Annotated in this window: 12 protein-coding genes; 9 read left to right on the forward strand and 3 right to left on the reverse strand. The window is 48.2% G+C overall.

From position 1 onward, the window contains the following. Positions 1-180 precede the first annotated feature (180 nt). The 3 genes from LSG37_RS05820 to LSG37_RS05830 all read left to right on the forward strand — a co-directional run bounded on the left by LSG37_RS05820 (position 181) and on the right by LSG37_RS05830 (position 4,218). The gene (locus tag LSG37_RS05820) at positions 181-909 is read left to right on the forward strand and encodes a complement resistance protein TraT (RefSeq protein WP_233078987.1); all 729 of its coding nucleotides are present in this window, start codon (positions 181-183) and stop codon (positions 907-909) included. A gap of 529 nt (positions 910-1,438) precedes the next feature. Then, the gene (locus LSG37_RS05825; protein WP_233078988.1) at positions 1,439-2,410 is read left to right on the forward strand and encodes a catalase family peroxidase; all 972 of its coding nucleotides are present in this window, start codon (positions 1,439-1,441) and stop codon (positions 2,408-2,410) included. Positions 2,411-2,520: 110 nt separating this feature from the next. Further along, positions 2,521-4,218: an alpha-amylase family glycosyl hydrolase gene (locus tag LSG37_RS05830; protein ID WP_233078989.1), complete on the forward strand. Its 1,698-nt coding sequence runs from the start codon at positions 2,521-2,523 to the stop codon at positions 4,216-4,218. A gap of 3 nt (positions 4,219-4,221) precedes the next feature. On the opposite strand, the gene LSG37_RS05835 is transcribed toward LSG37_RS05830, so the two are convergent. Together LSG37_RS05835 and LSG37_RS05840 are read right to left on the reverse strand one after the other, a co-directional pair. Next, positions 4,222-5,859 carry a sensor histidine kinase gene (locus tag LSG37_RS05835; protein WP_233078990.1) on the reverse strand — a complete coding sequence of 546 codons (1,638 nt, stop codon included), beginning with the start codon at positions 5,857-5,859 and terminating at the stop codon, positions 4,222-4,224. A 129-nt stretch (positions 5,860-5,988) separates the two neighbouring features. Next, complete coding sequence (locus LSG37_RS05840) at positions 5,989-6,747, reverse strand: SDR family oxidoreductase (protein ID WP_233078991.1); 759 nt, start codon at positions 6,745-6,747, stop codon at positions 5,989-5,991. A 139-nt stretch (positions 6,748-6,886) separates the two neighbouring features. Between LSG37_RS05840 and LSG37_RS05845 the strand changes: the two genes are divergently transcribed. Continuing rightward, positions 6,887-7,786 (forward strand): LysR family transcriptional regulator, encoded by a 900-nt coding sequence (locus tag LSG37_RS05845; protein WP_233078992.1) that lies wholly within the window; start codon positions 6,887-6,889, stop codon positions 7,784-7,786. 80 nt (positions 7,787-7,866) lie between these two features. Continuing rightward, positions 7,867-8,415 carry a hypothetical protein gene (locus tag LSG37_RS05850; RefSeq protein WP_233078993.1) on the forward strand — a complete coding sequence of 183 codons (549 nt, stop codon included), beginning with the start codon at positions 7,867-7,869 and terminating at the stop codon, positions 8,413-8,415. A 58-nt stretch (positions 8,416-8,473) separates the two neighbouring features. Here LSG37_RS05850 and LSG37_RS05855 read toward each other — a convergent pair whose 3' ends face one another. After that, on the reverse strand, positions 8,474-8,767 hold the full coding sequence (locus LSG37_RS05855) for a DUF1289 domain-containing protein (protein ID WP_269836482.1): 294 nt from the start codon (positions 8,765-8,767) through the stop codon (positions 8,474-8,476). 614 nt (positions 8,768-9,381) lie between these two features. Here LSG37_RS05855 and ilvG point away from each other — a divergent pair. From ilvG to ilvA, 4 genes are all read left to right on the forward strand, one after another. Next, positions 9,382-11,040: an acetolactate synthase 2 catalytic subunit gene (gene ilvG, locus LSG37_RS05860; protein WP_233078995.1), complete on the forward strand. Its 1,659-nt coding sequence runs from the start codon at positions 9,382-9,384 to the stop codon at positions 11,038-11,040. Then, positions 11,037-11,306, forward strand: a complete 270-nt coding sequence (gene ilvM / locus LSG37_RS05865; RefSeq protein ID WP_127026158.1) for an acetolactate synthase 2 small subunit — start codon at positions 11,037-11,039, stop codon at positions 11,304-11,306. Before ilvG ends, ilvM begins: the two co-directional genes overlap by 4 nt. A 115-nt stretch (positions 11,307-11,421) precedes the next feature. Then, a complete protein-coding gene (ilvD, locus tag LSG37_RS05870; RefSeq protein ID WP_233078996.1) occupies positions 11,422-13,275 on the forward strand; it encodes a dihydroxy-acid dehydratase in 1,854 nt (617 codons plus the stop codon). 122 nt (positions 13,276-13,397) lie between these two features. Continuing rightward, positions 13,398-14,924 (forward strand): threonine ammonia-lyase, biosynthetic, encoded by a 1,527-nt coding sequence (gene ilvA, locus LSG37_RS05875; protein ID WP_233079001.1) that lies wholly within the window; start codon positions 13,398-13,400, stop codon positions 14,922-14,924. Positions 14,925-14,935 lie beyond the last annotated feature (11 nt).

Genomic DNA, 14,935 nt, shown 5'->3' on the forward strand with positions numbered 1-14,935 from the left:
ATAGTTCATCTACAATTCATTCAGCCGTCCTATACTTACGGCTAACACGGCAGCAAAAGCAAAAAACGGCATAATCTGTTACATCTTTTATCATGATGGATGAACACTTCGCTTTGGTCTGTAACGCGCTGTCCGTTAAACTATGCAGGTCTAATTTTACTTGGTGTTATGGAGTTTTCTATGTCGAAAATGAAAATCGCTGTTGCCGCTTTAGCCATAAGTGTTCTGGTGTTGTCAGGCTGTTCTGCCACTCATACAGCAATCAGCAAACGTAATCTGGAAGTTCAAACCAAGATGAGTGACACCATCTTTTTGGACCCGGTAGCAGATGATAAACGTACAGTCTTTATTCAGGTGCGCAACACCTCGGATCAACAAGGTTTGTCTATCGAACCTCAGATCATCGAAGCGGTACAAGCCAAAGGCTACCGTGTAGTACGTGATCCAGATCAAGCCAATTTCTTATTACAAGCCAACGTGTTACAGGCTGGTAAAACTGATTTACGCGCCCAGAATGAAGCCTTTGGTGGCGGTTTTGGTGGTGCTTTGGTTGGTGGTGCTATAGGTAACCAGTTTGGCAGTGGCAGTGGCCGTGCCGGTGCGACAGTGGCGGGCGCTTTAATTGGTTTAGCAGCTGACGCTATGGTGAAAGATGTGCATTACAGCATAGTCACCGACCTGCAAATTTCTGAGCGGGCGAAAAAAGGTGTAGTGGTACTGGAAGAAAACCGAGCCAGCTTAAAACAAGGCAATAGCGGTTATAAAAACGTTTCGTCCACAGAAGAAACGGAATGGAAACGTTACCAGACCCGCATTATGTCTTCAGCCAATCAGGTGAATATGGAATACGCTGAAGCTGAGCCTGAACTGGTTAAAGGTTTGATGCGTTCTATTTCAGGCATTTTATAACCCGTCGTCCTTGCAGCCGCAGCGGCGTTGACTGCGTCTGCTTTTAAGGCAAGAGTATCGCCCCAGTCACATAGGCAACTATGCTCCTGGGGTCTCGAAGCCTTGCCGCCTTGCTGCAACAGCAATGACTTAGGGTTTGGGTAAGGCGTTTTTAGTGCAAGTTTTGATTTCCCAGTGGCCGCTGTTTTGTTGTCCTCGGCGGCCATTTTTTATGCTCTACTGTCCTGCAGAGCACCCTCCGGGCCATCGTCGCTGTGCTCCTATGTTCAAAATCGTTCCTGACGATTTTGTATTCGCACCATCCCTGGCGCTCCCCCTTCGGGCCAGCTAAAGCTGTTCAAAAAACGGCAGGATAGTCGTTTTTCACAGCGTGAGCTGCCGTAGGCGAACATCATGGACGATGTGAGTGAAAATCGTTCCTGACGATTTTGTACTCGGGCTATCCTGCCTTGCTCTTCTCTGAAAGTTTTTCACTGATCGTCCTGTCTCTGTTGGCTGTATGTAGTACAGAGATTCAAGAGGATGATCGATGAACAAAGTGACTTTATCTTTATTGCTGGCTTTAAGTCCGGCTTTGCACGCTGCTGAACAAGCTACTCCGAACCAGTTTATTGACGTCTTCGCCAAAATTTTTGGTGAACATAAAGGCGAACGTAAAGGCCATGCCAAAGGTTTTTGTGCTGTTGGCAGTTTTCAGGCTTTACCTGAGGCTAAAAACTTCAGCTCGGTGTTTTGGTTATCTGGTGAAAAAGTGCCAGTGACTGCCCGTTTTTCTATGGCAGGGGGCAGCCCTAACGCGCCGGAAAATGCCCGTTCTCCGCGTGGTTTAGGTTTGCAGTTGAAAAGCTCAAAGGGTGAGCTTCAGCATTTTGCCATGTTAACTACCCCTGTTTTTGGCGCTAAAGACCCGGAAAACTTTTTAGGCTTGTTACAAACTCTCATTCCAGACCCTGCGACTGGCAAAGCTGATCTGGCCAAAGTTCAGGCCTTTCGTGCAGCTCATCCTGACACCCAGCCTCAGACCGAGTATTTAGCAAAAAACTCGCCACCATGGAGTTACGCCACTACGGCTTATTTTGGTATTCACACCTTTTTTATCAAAGACAACAGCGGCGTGGAGCATAAAGTGCGTTGGCATTTTGTGCCTGAAGATGGCGTCAAAGGTTTAACGCAAGCTGAAATCAAAGCACCACCGACAGACTTTTTGCAAAAGCGTCTCTCTGAACGCTTAGCCAAAGGCCCAACCCACTGGACTATGCAGCTGGTGCTGGGTGAAGCGGGCGATACCGAAACCGACCCTTCAGTCTTATGGCCAACACAGCGCACAACTCTGGATATAGGACGTTTGTCTATTGAGGAGCAAGGTGGCGAGGCCTGTACTGTGGTTAACTTCGACCCCAATGTACTTAGCCCTGGCGTAAGGGCCAGTGCAGACAGAGTATTGCAAATGCGGTCTCCGGCTTATGCTATTTCCTTTGGCAAGAGATTAACCAACCAGTAGGTGATTTAACGCTAAATCGAATGCACCAGTCGGGTGCATTCGTATGCAGTCTGGCCCTGTGGCCTGAATTTGACTAAGCTGGGTCAAACTCAAAAAACAGGGATCTTCGAATGCTGAATAAATCATTACTGGCGCTGGCTTTAGTCGTCGCTTTAACGGGCTGCGGCAAAGCGCCTGAACAAACCAGCTCTGCTGCTGTTGAAACTCCGGTTGTAGCGACCCAAACCGCAGAAGCAGCCACCCCTTGGTGGCAAGACGCAGTGTTTTACCAAATCTGGCCCCGCAGTTTTTACGATACAGATGGCGATGGCACAGGCGACTTTAAAGGCATAGAAGCCAAGCTGCCGTACCTGCAGGATTTGGGCATCAACGCCATCTGGTTAACCCCTATCTTTGAAGCGCCTTCTTACCATGGCTACGACTTCACCGAATTTTACGAAGTAGAACAAGACTATGGTTCTATGCAGGATTTTGAACAGCTGGTGCAGGCCGCCAAAGCGAAAAACATTAATATTATCCTCGATTTAGTCATCAACCATATTTCCGATAAACATGATTGGTTTCAGCGCTCTGCCAAAGGTGAAGCGCCTTATGCTGACTATTTTGTCTGGCGTGATGAAATGCCAACAGATGGCTGGGGCCCGGCCTGGAGCACTGAAGTCAAACCAGAAACCGTCTGGCACTACAACGAAGAACGCAAAGCCTATTATTACGCCGCTTTTGGTGCTTCGCAGCCTGATCTGAACTTAAAGCACCCTGATGTGGTTGCCGAAATGAAAAAGATGGCCAAATTCTGGCTGGATAAAGGTGTGGCGGGTTTCCGTTTAGATGCAGTGCGTTATGTACACGAAGATGGCCCACAACAAAGAGCTGATACCCAAGGTACTATAGATTACTGGGTCGACTTTACTCAGTACGTTAAAAGTGTCAGACCAGACGCTTATCTGGTAGCTGAAGCCTGGGTGGATTTACCTATAGCAGCCAAATATTGGGGCGATGGCAAAGGTCTGGACGCTGGTTTTGATTTTGAGTTTGGCTACAAAGTGCTGGAGCTTCTGAATGCAGGCAAACAAAATGCCGAATTTGGCACTATGAAGCAGGAAAACACCACGCAAGCGGACAACCTGCTGATGGCGAACTTACAGCAACGTAAAACCACATCAGCGCCAATGGAGTTTTTCAGTCCTTTCCTGACCAACCACGATCAGCCACGTTTAAGCTGGCAGTTAGAGCAGGACTTTAACAAAGCCAAGCTGGCAGCAGCTGTCTTATTCAGCTCTCCTGGCACCACTTATATCTACTACGGTGAAGAAATTGCGTTAACTCAGGCGTCCGACAAAGAGCATATACACCGCCGCTCGCCAATGTTCTGGGATAACAGCCCTCAGGCCGGTTTCAGTACAGCAGAAAAAATCTGGGTGCAACGCGATGATTTATTCCCGCCTCAGGCTGAAAGCAGCTGGTGGACGCCATTCCTGACGGCTCAGCAACAAGGCCCAAACAATGTGGCTGCACAGCAGGCTGATGAAAAGTCGGTCTGGTCTTTGTATAAATTCCTGATCAAACAAAAAGCCGAACGCGCCGAGTTTGGCATAGCAGGAGACTACAAAGCAGAGTTTTTAGCTGATGGTAAGTTGCTGAAAATTGTCCGGTCTTTAGGTGATAAACAAAGCCTGATGCTGCTGAACTTATCCACTGAAACTATGGCGGTACCAGCTGACTTAGTGCCAGCAGGTATGAAGGTCAGCTGGCAGGAAGATGAAACACCAGAGCTAAACGCTCACCAACTGCAAATCTGGCAAAACTAAAGGCTAGGAAACAGGGGCGGAGTTAAGTTCTGCCCCTGCTTTCAAATCTATATAAAAACTGCTGCCCTGGCCTGTGGTACTTTCAAAGGACAGAGTACCGCCATGTTGTTCAATAATAGATTTACTGATACTCAGGCCTAAACCTGTGCCACCGAAGTTACGTACATCTGAGGTATCAGACTGACTAAAAGGCCGGAAGATAAAAGCTTTAAATTCTTCGTCTATACCTTGCCCCTGATCAATGATCGCAATACGGACCTGTTCATTCAGTTGCTGTACTTTGATTTGAACTGTCGAATGAGCAAAAGAAAACTTCGCAGCATTAGATAACAAATTCGCCAGCACCTGCATCAGACGGTTGCTGTCAGCCCATAACCATAGATCATCGGGCACAGCGCCTAATTCTATCGTCACTTGATGCTGCTCGGCATAACCAGCCATTTGATCGACAGCGCAGTGCAGTAATGGCTGCAACTGCACTTTGGCGAAATGGAAATTCATCTGGCCTGCTTCAATTTTTTGCATATCCAGAATGTCATTAATCAGCCGGATCAGGCGCTGACTATTTTGTTCAGCCAGTTCCAGCATAGCGCGGATCTTAGGATCAGGTTCACCCAAGGCATTGCCCAAAATTAAACCCAAAGCACCATGGATGGAGGTTAAAGGAGTACGAAGTTCATGGCTGACAGTAGAAACAAAACGGTTCTTGAGTAAATCCAGCTGCTTTCGTGCGCTGATATCTTCATACACAGCTATACCAAAGGTCAAATCACCGTGTTCGTTGTAACCGGGGCGGCCCCAAGCCTGCATATGGCGGCGAATACCGTCCTGTTCAATTTCCATATCTTCAGTCTGGCTCACTTCACCTGCTAACGCTTTGGCTGCAGGCATCTGCTCTGCCGGATAAAGTTTGTCTGTGCCCGCCATAAAAGCCAAAGGCTGTTCAGGTTTCGGGCCTAATAGTTCTTTGGCTGCTTTATTGTTGTAGTAAGGCTGCTGATCTTTACCCAACACCACTATGCCCATAGGTAAATCATCAATCCACTGTCGAAACTGATGCTGAGTTGTGGCCTGTAAGGATTGTGTGTACGTCATGAAGGTGCGCACCACCACAAAAAAGACAATGCAGTTCACTATGATGTAAGTGGCCCAGGACGCCGAGTCGGCCACATAACGGTTGATACTGATAGGAATAGACAAATAGCCCGACATAAAACCAAAGGCAGTGCCAATCATACTCAGAAAAGTGGCCAAAGCTAAAAGCAGCGCTACTTTTTTTTGATAAAGCACATGGCCCACCAGACAACTTAATACCAGCCACCAGACCCCAGGCGAAGCAAAACCAAAAGTTAAAGCGCCAGGCAATCCGACTGCCCAAAACACCAGGATCAGTAAGCCACCTTTCAACCGCAACGACATTCTGTTGCACAACCAGGCACCGGAAAGCAGCAGCATGCCGACAGCGACATGCACTGTATATACAGGCAACCAACCGGTATTAAAGGAGCGTAATATTGAAAGAGGTACAGCAACCATCGCAATCAGCGCAAAGCTACGCCATAAAGAGTTCGTAAACTGATGGCGAATTTCGCTGAGCTTTTGTTGCAGCTCTGTAGTCGAAGCGCTCTGGGACTGACTCAATAATCCATGTCTCTGCAGGTAGAAGAGCTTCACTCTAACCAGCAGTGCATCAAGGTGCAATCTATCCTTTTGTCTGAATGCGAAATAAAAAACAGGGCCATTGAAGTAACGGCCCTGTAATAAATAACTTTACAGGTGAATACCGCCTGAAACTTCAATACGCTGGCCGTTAATCCAGCCACTTTGTTCTGACAATAACATCTGCACTACACCACCAATATCATCAGGCAAACCAACGCGGCCAAGAGCAGTTTGTGAGGCAATATAATGGTTAATATCAGCGTTATCCCGCACTGCGCCACCGCCAAAATCGGTTTCAATAGCACCAGGCGCCAGTGTATTAACTCTGATGCCACGCGCACCGGATTCCAGCGCCAGATAACGGCTTAATACTTCAACAGCACCTTTCATCGCGGCATAAGCGCCATAACCAGGCAAAGAAAAGCGGGTTAAGCCAGAGGAATAGTTCAGAATACGGCCGCCATCTGCAATCTGAGGTAACAGCTGCTGAGTTAAGAAAAATACACCTTTTAAATGCACATTCATCAACGCATCAAACTGCTGCTCTGTGGTCTCAGCCAGTGCAGCATAAATACCAAAACCTGCGTTATTGACTAAAAAATCAAACTGGTCACGTTGCCATACTTGCTGTAAATGAGTGGTTAACTGTGTTGAAAACTCAGCAAAAGACGACACATTGCTGGTATCCAGTTGGATGGCTACTGCTTTGCGGCCTAACCACTGAACTTCGGCCACCACTGCTGCAGCTTCATCAGCTTTGCTGTGGTAGGTAAGCACTAAATCCACACCTGCTTTGGCTAAAGCTAAAGCTGCATTTTTACCTAAACCACGGCTGGCACCTGTAATTAAAGCAATTTTCTGACTCATAGTATTTCCCCTTTGGTTAAGCTTGGCTAATTCAACAACTGCAGTGTATTGTTAGATTTAATTCGGATAAATAATGTAAAAACGGAATCACTGTCCGTATTTTGATGATAGTGATTCAAAGCGGAAAGCAGGAGCGGGCATGGACAGAATTCAGCAGATGCAAATTTTCCAGCGGGTGGCAGAACTGGGGAGTTTTATCCGCACCGCTGAACAGTTGGGTTTACCCAAAACTTCAGTCTCAGAAGCAGTGCAGCAGCTGGAAACTCAACTGAATGTGCGGCTGTTGAACCGCACCACCAGAAGAGTAGAGCTCACACAGGACGGCATGAGTTATTACCAGCGTTGTGTTGAGTTTCTGGCCGATTTTGATGATCTGCAGCAGTTATTTCAGCAACAACCTGAACAGCTCAAAGGTGTATTACGCATTGATATGCCAACAAACCTTGCTAAAGAAGCCGTGATCCCAGCCCTGCCAGAGTTTTTAGCCCAGCATCCGCAGTTACATATTCAATTGAGCAGCACGGACAGGCGGGTGGATTTAATAGCTGAAGGGTTTGATGCTGTGATCCGCATTGGGCAACTGACCAGCAGTAGCCTGATCGCCAGGCCTTTGGCGTTACTGGCTCAGGTGAATTGTGTCAGCCCTGCCTATTTGGAAAAGTTTGGTTTACCTGAAACTCTGGACGATTTAAACAGTCACAACTTAGTGTTTTATAGTCAGCAACTGGCGGGCAAGCCTGATGGCTTTGAATATATTCAGGATGGAAAAACCAGGTTTTGGCCTATGTCAGGTGCCATCACTGTCAATAATGCTGAGGCTTACACAGCGGCTTGTCTGGCGGGTTTAGGCATTGTTCAGTTGCCAGAGGTGGCAGTACGCCATTTGATAATGCAAGGCAAGCTGGTGAAGGTGTTACCACAGTATCAGCCCGCTGCTATGCCAATTTCTGTGTTGTATGCACACCGTCGGCAATTGAGCCGCAGGCTAAAAGTTTTTATTGACTGGTTGCAAGGACTCATCAATTCGGGCTACAACTAAAGAGTGCTAACACACTAAACAAAAGGTGTTAGTCTGCTTTTCCAGCACCGATCTTAACTAACCATAACTAAGGAGCTTCAATGCGTTATTTGTGCATCAGTCTGTTGTTGTGGTTCAGCACTTTCGCTTTTGCTGCTATCCCTGTGCCTGATCAATTTATTGTGGATGGTGTGCCGCATGAAGTGGACAGCAGCCCCTTGGATAAGCTGCATCAGTCCGATGAAGTCCGGCTGAAACTGCAAAATCAGCTGGCCTGTGCCGCCGATCAGCGTGGTTATAAAGGGGTTTGGGAATTAAAAGGCCAGCAGTTGTTTTTAAATAGGTTGTTGCAAAATGACTGCAAAAACACTGCATCTGCCAGCATAGATCCGCAGTTACTATTCAGCGAAAAACAGTACCCGCTGAAAGCGAACTGGTTTACCGGTGCTATCAAAGTGCCGTTAACCGACAAAGACTATAAACATTGCCTGACCGACGAAGGCTCAGACGAAACCATAGGTTATGCCTATTTGGCGATGGTGTATGAGTTTATTGCGGGTGAACTGGTAAAACAGTCGGAGCAGATTGTCACTGAAAACTGGCAAAGACCTCGCAGCAACTGCGCCAACGTGCCAACAGCCAGGGTTTAAATCAACGACTCTATCGGGCGGGGGGTTATCCCCACCCGTTCAGAATTCCAATCCAATGTCAGAGTTCTAAGTCCCAGATTATCGGAATACTGTCATCAACAGCTGGGGTTTCGCCCAAATCCAGCTTTTGCTGAGCAGCTTTTTCAGCAGCAAGTTGAGCCAGTTTGGCATCACGGCGGGCTCTGCGTTGTTCCAGTAATTTCAGAATATGTGAGCGTTCAGCCACAGGTTTATTGTGCCAATTAAAGCGTTCGTCACGCGAACGCAAGCAGCCGAGGCAATAACCTCTACTGTTGTTTTCGCAAATCCCAATACAAGGATTGGGTAAGTCAAACAGCTCTAATTGATCCATCACACTCAATGAATAACAGCACTATGAAATAGGATTCTGGCTTATTCTGCCTAAAAATGCAGCTTTTGTAATTTTTTTACAAAAATCAGTCAAAAGCAAAAATATCTGTTGACTTAAGATGGTTAGACGGCTATTTCTATAGGCATAAATTTTCGGCACCTAACGTAAAAACACCGCCGAAGTAAAATACTTAACCAAAGAGTTAAAATTAAAAAATGCGTTTAGCTTCTATTCTGAACATTATTGTGGTCCTCGTAATCGTGGTGATTAGTCACTGCGGGGGCTCGCGTTTGGAATTTTAAGCAGCAAAAAAATTCTCAACAAAACCCCCGCACCGAAAGGTCCGGGGGTTTTGTGTTTTAAGGTCCCCGGAAATTTCGAAAAAGGTTTTGTTGTACTGACAACAACACGATAAATGCCCAAAGCAACTGACATTGCAGGGCGAATGAAAACGAAAACTGTAGGGGCGGGGCTTGTCCCCGCCCGTCCGGCAGGTAAGTCGGAGCCGGATGGGGTTTATCCCCGCCCGTCCAGCAACCGAGCCGGAGCCGGATAGTTTTCATCAGTCAAAGCAATGTCGGTAACCTAGGGTGCAATGAAATAAGGACGGGAAGATGAAAGGCGCAGAACTGGTAATCAAGCTGCTAGAGCAAAAGGGAGTCGAACATATCTTCGGCTATCCCGGCGGAGCTATTATGCCAATCTACGACGCGCTGTATCAGAGCAAAGTCAAACACTACCTGTGCCGTCATGAACAGGGTGGGGCTTTTTCTGCCATAGGTTATGCCCGCAGTTCAGGCAAAGTTGGCGTTTGTATGGCCACTTCTGGCCCAGGCGCTACTAACCTGATCACCTCCTTAGCCGACGCTTTATTAGATTCAGTGCCTTTAGTGGCCATCACAGGTCAGGTATCACAAGCTGTGATGGGCACAGATGCTTTTCAGGAAGTAGACGTTTTAGGTTTAAGCCTGGCAGTGACCAAACACAGCTTTATGGTGACAGACGTAACCGAACTGGAACACACCTTAAACGAAGCTTTTGAACTGGCAATGTCAGGCCGTCCAGGCCCGGTGTTGGTCGATATTCCTAAAGATATCCAACTGGCCGAAGTGCAGTTTAAACCACGTTTAGTTGAAGATGCCGCTAGCGCCCAGCAAGAGTTTTTACCAACTGCGGCTTTAGAGCAGGCTCGCTTATTAATCCAAAACGCCAAAAGACCTATCGCCTACATTGGCGGTGGTGTGCATATGGCCGATGCAGTAGCGCAGTTGCAAGACTTTTTAGCCCAAAGCCCTATGCCTTCGGTCACCACTTTAAAAGCCATGGGTACAGTGCCGCCTTCTAATGCCTATTACCTGGGTATGTTAGGTATGCACGGCACTCAGGCTGCCAATCATGCGGTGCAGCAATGCGATTTATTGATCTGTTTAGGCGCTCGTTTTGATGACCGCGTCACAGGCAAGCTGGCGGCTTTTGCGCCGGACGCCAAGGTTATTCATATAGATATAGACCCGGCCGAGCTGCACAAATTACGCCGCGCTGAGTGCGCCATGCTAGGTGATTTACGCGAGTTACTGCCTGCGATGTCAGTACCCACTCACTGCGAAGACTGGTTAAAACATTGTTTGGCGATGAAACAACAACACGGCTGGCGTTATGACCATCCGGGTGAGCGTATCTTCGCGCCTTTAATGCTGAAACAGTTAAGCGAACGTATGCCAGACAACGCCGTAGTGTGCTGCGACGTAGGCCAACATCAAATGTGGGTGGCGCAGCATATGAGCTTCAGCCATCCACGTAATCACTTAAGCAGTGGCGGTTTAGGCACTATGGGTTTTGGTTTACCTGCCGCCATAGGTGCGCAGTTGGCCAGGCCAAAAGATACAGTAGTCACCGTCAGCGGCGACGGCTCTTTTATGATGAATGTGCAGGAACTGGGCACCATCAAACGATTCCGTCTGCCGGTGAAGATTGTGATTGTCGATAACCAGCGTTTAGGCATGGTGAAACAATGGCAGGAGCTGTTTTTTAACGAACGTTACAGCGAAACCGATTTATCTGACAACCCGGATTTTGTTTCTTTAGCTGCTGCTTTTGCCATACCAGGCCACAGCATCAGCCGCAAAGACGAAGTATTACCAGCGCTGGAAGCCATGTTTACCTGGCCAGGCCCTTACTTATTGCACGTTCGAATAGATGAAACAGACAACGTCTGGCCATTAGTACCGCCAGGATCAGCCAATCAGGATATGTTAACGGAGAAAGCACAATGAACCATGTATTAACCATCCAGACTAAAAACCAACCTGTGGTATTAGAGCGGTTATTGCAGGTCACCCGTTACCGTGGCTTTGAAGTGGCCGGTATGGAAATGAAACCAATGGCCGATTTCAGCGGCTTGCTGGTGACTTTGTCTATCGTCAGCGACAAACCTATCAGCCTGCTGACCAATCAGTTAAACAAGTTATACGATATCGAATATCTGGATTGTGTTGAGTCTGAACTAACACAAGCCGAAGCAGGATCAATGCGGGCTTAAGCCGCTAAACTTAAGAAAAATTAATAGGGCTCGGTGTTGAACGGAGCCAAAATCAAACAAACTATATGCACCCCAAAGTACGCAGGGGAACACACTAAATTGGAGTAATAAAGAGATGCCGAAGCTTAGATCCGCCACTACCACCGAAGGCCGCAATATGGCGGGAGCCCGTGCTTTATGGCGTGCCACAGGGGTAAAAGATACCGACTTTGGTAAACCTATTATTGCCGTTGTGAACTCCTTCACTCAGTTTGTGCCTGGCCATGTGCATTTACGCGATTTAGGCAAATTGGTGGCTGAAGCTATTGAAGAAGCAGGTGGTATCGCCAAAGAATTCAACACCATCGCCATAGACGACGGCATCGCCATGGGCCACGGCGGTATGTTGTACAGCCTGCCGTCACGCGAAATCATCGCCGATTCAGTGGAATATATGGTTAACGGCCACTGCGCCGACGCTATGGTTTGTATTTCCAATTGCGACAAAATCACCCCGGGCATGTTAATGGCCGCTTTGCGCCTGAATATCCCGGCCATTTTTGTCTCGGGTGGCCCTATGGAAGCAGGCAAAACCAAACTGTCGGACCAAATTATCAAGCTGGATTTAGTTGACGCTATGGTCTCCGCCGCTAACCCAAATGTCAGCGATGAAGACAGCGAAAAAATTGAAAAAAGCGCCTGCCCAACCTGTGGCTCTTGCTCTGGTATGTTTACTGCTAACTCGATGAACTGTTTAGTCGAAGCCTTGGGTTTAGGCCAACCGGGCAATGGCTCTATGCTGGCGACCCATAGCGACCGTAAAGCGCTGTTTATCAGTGCCGGTGCGCGCATTATGGACTTATGCAACCGCTGGTATAAACAAGATGACGCCAGCGCTTTGCCCCGTAATATCGCCAATAAAACCGCCTTTGAAAACGCTATGATGCTGGATATCGCCATGGGCGGTTCTACCAACACAGTGCTGCATTTATTGGCCGCTGCTATTGAAGCCGAAGTCGATTTTGGCATGAGCGATATCGACCGTTTATCACGTATGGTGCCGCATTTATCCAAAGTGGCACCGAGTACGCAAAAATACCATATGGAAGACGTACACCGCGCCGGTGGTGTAATCGCCATTTTAGGCGAATTGCTGCGCGCAGGTTTACTCAACCCAGACACACCTCATGTGGCAGGTAGCTCTTTAGGTGATGTGATCAACCGCTTTGATATCACCTTAACCAAAGATCAGCAGGTGTTGGATTTCTTCCGCGCTGGTCCTGCAGGTATCCGTACCACTAAAGCTTTTTCGCAGAGTTGCCGTTACCCAACGCTGGACGACGACCGCGCTGAAGGTTGTATCCGCAGCAAAGAAAACGCCTATTCACAAGACGGCGGTTTGGCTGTGCTGTACGGCAACATAGCGCCAAACGGCTGTATTGTGAAAACCGCTGGTGTGGAAAAAGAAAACCTGGTGTTTAACGGCCGCGCCCGTATTTTTGAAAGCCAGGACAGTTCAGTAGAAGCCATTCTGGCAGGTAAAATTGTCGCAGGCGATGTGGTAATCATCCGCTACGAAGGGCCAAAAGGTGGCCCTGGTATGCAGGAAATGTTGTATCCAACCAGCTACTTAAAATCGATGGGCTTAGGTAAAGCCTGCGCCTTAATCACGGATGGCCGTTTCTCTGGTGGTACTTCGGGTTTATCCATAGGCCATGTATCGCCTGAAGCCGCCAGCGGCGGCGCTATTGGCCTGGTTGAAGAAGGCGACGCCATTGCCATTGATATTCCAAACCGCAGCATCGCTATTGGGGTTAGCGATGCAGTATTAGCAGAGCGCCGTGCTGCTATGGAAGCCAAAGGCAAACTGGCCTGGAAACCTGTGGATCGCGTGCGCTCCGTCAGCCCGGCGTTAAAAGCTTATGCCATGCTGGCAAGCTCGGCTGATAAAGGTGCGGTGCGTGATCTGAGTAAATTGGAAGACCTATGAATGCCGTGAATAAAGAGCTGAGTGCTGTGCAAAACTCTGTAAAAGACGCTGTGAAAGACGCGGTAAAACAGCAAGGCAAAACTGCAGCTGACTGGCAGCGCCCTGCGCCTAACCCAGCTTTAATGCAGCAGTATTTACGGGAAATTTTATTGTCGCCTGTGTATCAGGCGGCGATAGAAACCCCGCTGCAGGCTATGCCAAAACTCAGCCAGCGTATTGGTCAGCATGTGCTGTTAAAACGTGAAGATATGCAGCCTGTGTATTCTTTTAAGCTGCGTGGTGCTTTTCATAAATTACATAAAGTGCGTGAACAAAACCCAGGTGGAAACGTGGTTTGCGCTTCGGCAGGCAATCATGCGCAAGGCGTGGCTTTATCCGCCAGCAAACTGGGCCTGAATGCCACTATTGTGATGCCTATCACCACGCCGGAAATTAAAGTAGCAGCAGTCAAAGCCCTTGGCGGCAAAGTGCTGCTGCACGGCACCGCCTTTGACGAAGCCAATAAGTTTGCCATTGAGTTATCCCAAACTCAGGGCGCCACTTATATTCCACCTTTTGACGATGCCGACGTAATAGCAGGCCAGGGCACTGTGGCTAAAGAGCTATTAAGCCAACATAACAAACTGGACGCAGTATTTATTCCGGTCGGCGGCGGTGGCTTATTGGCAGGTATGGCGGTGTATATCAAAGCCGTGATGCCGGGCGTGAAAGTTATAGGGGTAGAGCCAGACGACGCCGCCTGCTTAAAAGCAGCTATGGACGCGGGCGAGCCTGTTACTTTAGATAGAGTAGGGCTATTTGCCGACGGTGTGGCAGTAAAACGCATAGGCACCGAGAACTTCAAACTGGCGCATTTATACTGCGACGATGTGATCACAGTCTCCAGCGACGAAATTTGTGCCGCCATCAAAGACATCTTCGACGACTTACGCGCAGTTGCAGAACCTGCTGGTGCTTTGGCCTTAGCTGGCCTGAAAAAATATGCGGCTACTGCTGCCAAAGCCGAGCGCAGCGGAAATCAGCCACAGAATTTAAGTGCAGTACTCAGCGGCGCTAACCTGAACTTCGATACTTTGCGTTATGTGTCGGAGCGCTGCGAACTGGGCGAGAAAAAAGAAGCTGTATTTGCCGTCACTATTCCGGAAGAAAAAGGCAGCTTCCGCCGTTTCTGTCAAACCTTAGGCGGTCGCGCCATCACCGAATTTAACTACCGTTACGCCAGCGACAACAAAGCCCATATTTTTGTTGGTATCAAACTACGGCACGGCGCAGAAGAACTGCAACAGGTCAATCAGGCCTTATCTGCAGCAGGCTACGACTATCAGGATTTATCCGACGACGAACTGGCCAAACTACACGTACGCCATATGGTCGGCGGCATGCCACCGCGTTTAGTACAAGAGCAGGTCTACCAGTTCAACTTCCCGGAATACCCAGGAGCGCTAATGAACTTCCTGAACACCTTGGGCGAAAAATGGAATATCACTTTATTCCACTACCGCAACCACGGCGCTGCTACCGGCGATGTATTGGCTGGCTTTGAGATTGCTGATCATGAAGAGATAGCAGAGCATTTGGATACGTTGGGTTATGAATATCGGTTGGTGACCAGTAATGGAGCTTATAAGGTGTTTTTGACTGCGGATTAAATCATGGATCG

The sequence above is a fragment of the Rheinheimera soli genome, from assembly GCF_021290985.1.
GTDB classification, from domain to species: domain Bacteria; phylum Pseudomonadota; class Gammaproteobacteria; order Enterobacterales; family Alteromonadaceae; genus Pararheinheimera; species Pararheinheimera soli.

Excerpts from the sequence above, each read along its gene's own strand:
- LSG37_RS05840 (WP_233078991.1), bottom strand. The coding sequence starts at position 6,747 with ATGAGTCAGAAAATTGCTTTAATTACAGGTGCCAGCCGTGGTTTAGGT.
- LSG37_RS05855 (WP_269836482.1), bottom strand. The coding sequence starts at position 8,767 with ATGGATCAATTAGAGCTGTTTGACTTACCCAATCCTTGTATTGGGATT.
- ilvA (WP_233079001.1), top strand. The coding sequence starts at position 13,398 with ATGCAGCAGTATTTACGGGAAATTTTATTGTCGCCTGTGTATCAGGCG.
- LSG37_RS05825 (WP_233078988.1), top strand. The coding sequence starts at position 1,439 with ATGAACAAAGTGACTTTATCTTTATTGCTGGCTTTAAGTCCGGCTTTG.
- LSG37_RS05820 (WP_233078987.1), top strand. The coding sequence starts at position 181 with ATGTCGAAAATGAAAATCGCTGTTGCCGCTTTAGCCATAAGTGTTCTG.
- LSG37_RS05845 (WP_233078992.1), top strand. The coding sequence starts at position 6,887 with ATGGACAGAATTCAGCAGATGCAAATTTTCCAGCGGGTGGCAGAACTG.
- ilvG (WP_233078995.1), top strand. The coding sequence starts at position 9,382 with ATGAAAGGCGCAGAACTGGTAATCAAGCTGCTAGAGCAAAAGGGAGTC.
- LSG37_RS05850 (WP_233078993.1), top strand. The coding sequence starts at position 7,867 with ATGCGTTATTTGTGCATCAGTCTGTTGTTGTGGTTCAGCACTTTCGCT.
- ilvM (WP_127026158.1), top strand. The coding sequence starts at position 11,037 with ATGAACCATGTATTAACCATCCAGACTAAAAACCAACCTGTGGTATTA.
- ilvD (WP_233078996.1), top strand. The coding sequence starts at position 11,422 with ATGCCGAAGCTTAGATCCGCCACTACCACCGAAGGCCGCAATATGGCG.
- LSG37_RS05830 (WP_233078989.1), top strand. The coding sequence starts at position 2,521 with ATGCTGAATAAATCATTACTGGCGCTGGCTTTAGTCGTCGCTTTAACG.